The organism is Streptococcus sp. DD11 (genome assembly GCF_001578865.1).
GTDB classification, from domain to species: domain Bacteria; phylum Bacillota; class Bacilli; order Lactobacillales; family Streptococcaceae; genus Streptococcus; species Streptococcus panodentis.
Map to the genome: position 1 here is coordinate 21558 of NZ_KQ969395.1, position 2618 is coordinate 24175.

Genomic DNA, 2618 nt, shown 5'->3' on the forward strand with positions numbered 1-2618 from the left:
GGCCCTATCCTTTCCCGCAATGCCAATCTGGCCTACCGGCTGGTCACCACTGCCCTGCAGAAGAAATACGGGCCAAATATCAGCCTAGCCGCCTATGATGACATCCTAGCTCAGGAAGTCCCAGAAGAATACGGCGATGTTAAGAGCAAGGCTGATTTTGAATAAAGATACTCTTTGAAAATCGAATTCAAACTACGTCACCTCAACAGTCTGGAAGACTGTTGAGGTGGTAGATGACGAAAGCTCCGCTTTCGTCAACGATCCGTACTTTTGATACTTCCTGACGGAAGCTCTATTCACAACCTCAAAACCTCCACTGAGATTTTTGAGCAGCCTGCGGCTTGCACCGATACCATCTGTCTTGAAACGATAATTTTCAAGACAGATGGTTAGTGCGGAAATTAGAGAAAGTCCCTTGGGATTTCTCGTGCTAAGACGAGCAGGTTCCTGCCGTCCTAGCTACTCCTGCCTAGTTTGCTCTTCGATTTTCTTTGAGTATCAACAGAACCTAGACTGGCAATCCGGTCTAGGTTTTTTGTGTGCTCGTGAACTTTTACAGAAATCGTCAGCTTTTCTCCTCAGACAGTCCCTCCTGCCCGCCTGTCTGATCCTTGTCATCGCCTATAAAATAGCAGGCAATACTGAGGAAATAATCTGTGATGACTTCCGGCGGCTCCGGCTCCTCCTGCTGCAGCCAGCTCCAGATGGAATTACTAAAACCGCCGATTAAAAAGTGAATTCTAAATAAATTTCCATCCATCTGGTCCTCACCGAAAAACCTTTCGATAACCGCAGGACCATGGACATTCCAGGCAAAAACAAAAGGTGAAAAAAGCTTGCTCCTGATAATACCTCTCAGCTCTTGGCGCTTGCCATACCAAAAACGAAAAAGATGCAGAAACGCTTCACGATCATCGTATTTCTCCAGCATTTCCAGCTCCATGGCAAAGTATTCCTCCGTCAGCTGCTGGAAATAGTAGTCCAGCAAATCAGATTTATTGCGGAAGTGCCGATAAAAGGTCCGGCGGGAAGTCTGGGAAACCTCGATGATATCCTTGACCGATATAGCTGTAAAATCCTGGCTCTGGAGCAGGGTCAGCAGGGCCCTCACCAGCATGTCCTTGGTCTCCTGCACCTGTAATTTCTTACCGTCCATCTCTTCCTCCTCTGCATGTGAAACACTTGTCACCGAAAAGTATCTCTTGTCGGCAAAAGGCTGTTTTGCCTTGAATCTGCCTATGGGCTTGGTTATAATCTTAGTGACAATTCGCTATCAGTATAGCTTATTCTGTCTGATTTTTCAACAAAGGGATCAGTCCTACATTTTATAAGTTGAGCAAATAGAAAGGAAATCTCATGACACAAGAAACAACTCTTAAACCTGAACCAGAACTCATCTGGCCTTTTCTGGCCTGGAACTTTGGCTGGACTTGAGGCTTTTGGCTGTTGGCTATTCTTCTCAAAAATCTCTGGCCGGGCAACCCGCCCGCTGCCTCTCTGATTCTTGAAGTCTCACTGAATATCCTTGGTTTTTTCGGACCGCTGCTGGCCAGTCTGATTGTTCTAAAAAAGAGAAGCTTCAAGGCTATCCTTTCCTTTATCATCTCAGGCAGGAAGGGGACCTGGCTCTATTTTCTGATCTTTAGCGGAGGTCTGACAATGACTTTTGTTTTGGCCTCTGGAGGCAGACTGATGGACGGTGCCTTAGTTACATTCCCATCATATTTTACCTTCTCTACTATCCTGGGCGGCGGCATTGAAGAATTTGGCTGGCGGGGCTTTCTGCAGCCAGCTATGGAGAAAAAATTTTCCTTTCCTCTAGCTACTTTGATGACTGGTATCATCTGGGCTTGCCGGCATATCCCTCTCTGGTTTTATGACCGATTTCAGGATCGAAGCCAGGATCCTTTCCTGCTCTTTATTATCACCACTATCATCCTCGCTATTTGGCTCGCCGGACTTCGTAAGAGGACCCAGTCTGTTCTGGCCTGCAATTTCTTCCATGCCCTGTTCAATACTCTTGCTGTGACTGTTATTGGCATCATTCAAGCTATAGGAACTCTGAATTTCTCACAAATCAATCCCTTCTTTTTCCTTGGCGGGCTTGCTATTCTGACCCTTTACAGTATCTATCTCTGGTATTGGACGGATAAGGAAGAGAACATTTTCAAGAAAAATAGAAAGGAAAGCTGATGAAAAGAATTATCTTGCTAACGATTTTCGCCATCCTAACGCTGGGCCTCTTCCAGCCACTGACTGGGCTGGCAGAGGAGCCGCAAAAGCTGCCTTCCGGCACAGACCGCAGCAAGATTGGCCAGAAAATCCAGGACTTTGTCAAGGAACATGAAAAGACAATGGCCGGCATGGAAACAGCTGTCTTTGACGCCCAGAGCACCATTTACCGGGGCAACTTCGGCTACATAGACAAGGAAAACAAGGTCAAGGCCGATGACTCCAGCGTCTTTGAATGGGGAGCAATTACCAAGCTGACCGTCTGGGTCTCGGTCATGCAGCTCTGGGAGGAAGGAAAAATCAACCTTGAAGAAGACATCCGAACCTATCTGCCGGAAGGCTTTCTGCGGAACCTCCGCTACGACAAGGCCATCACCATGCTGGAC

At 47.1% G+C, this 2618-nt stretch carries 2 protein-coding genes and 2 pseudogenes; 3 read left to right on the forward strand and 1 reads right to left on the reverse strand.

Translation table 11 applies throughout. The features are described 5' to 3' along the window. Positions 1-165 (forward strand): annotated as a pseudogene (locus STRDD11_RS07855) (glutamine amidotransferase); the annotation flags it as partial. A 400-nt stretch (positions 166-565) separates the two neighbouring features. Here the strand turns inward: STRDD11_RS07855 and STRDD11_RS07860 are convergent. Continuing rightward, entirely contained in the window at positions 566-1189 is a 624-nt protein-coding gene (locus tag STRDD11_RS07860) for a TetR/AcrR family transcriptional regulator (protein WP_241209370.1), read from the reverse strand. A 167-nt stretch (positions 1190-1356) separates the two neighbouring features. On the opposite strand from STRDD11_RS07860, the pseudogene STRDD11_RS07865 reads away from it, so the two are divergent. Together STRDD11_RS07865 and STRDD11_RS14415 are read left to right on the forward strand one after the other, a co-directional pair. Beyond that, positions 1357-2193, forward strand: a pseudogene (locus STRDD11_RS07865) (CPBP family intramembrane glutamic endopeptidase). Next, a partial coding sequence (locus STRDD11_RS14415) for a serine hydrolase (RefSeq protein WP_241209371.1) occupies positions 2193-2618 on the forward strand: 426 nt, incomplete at its 3' end. The pseudogene STRDD11_RS07865 and the gene STRDD11_RS14415, both read left to right, overlap by 1 nt.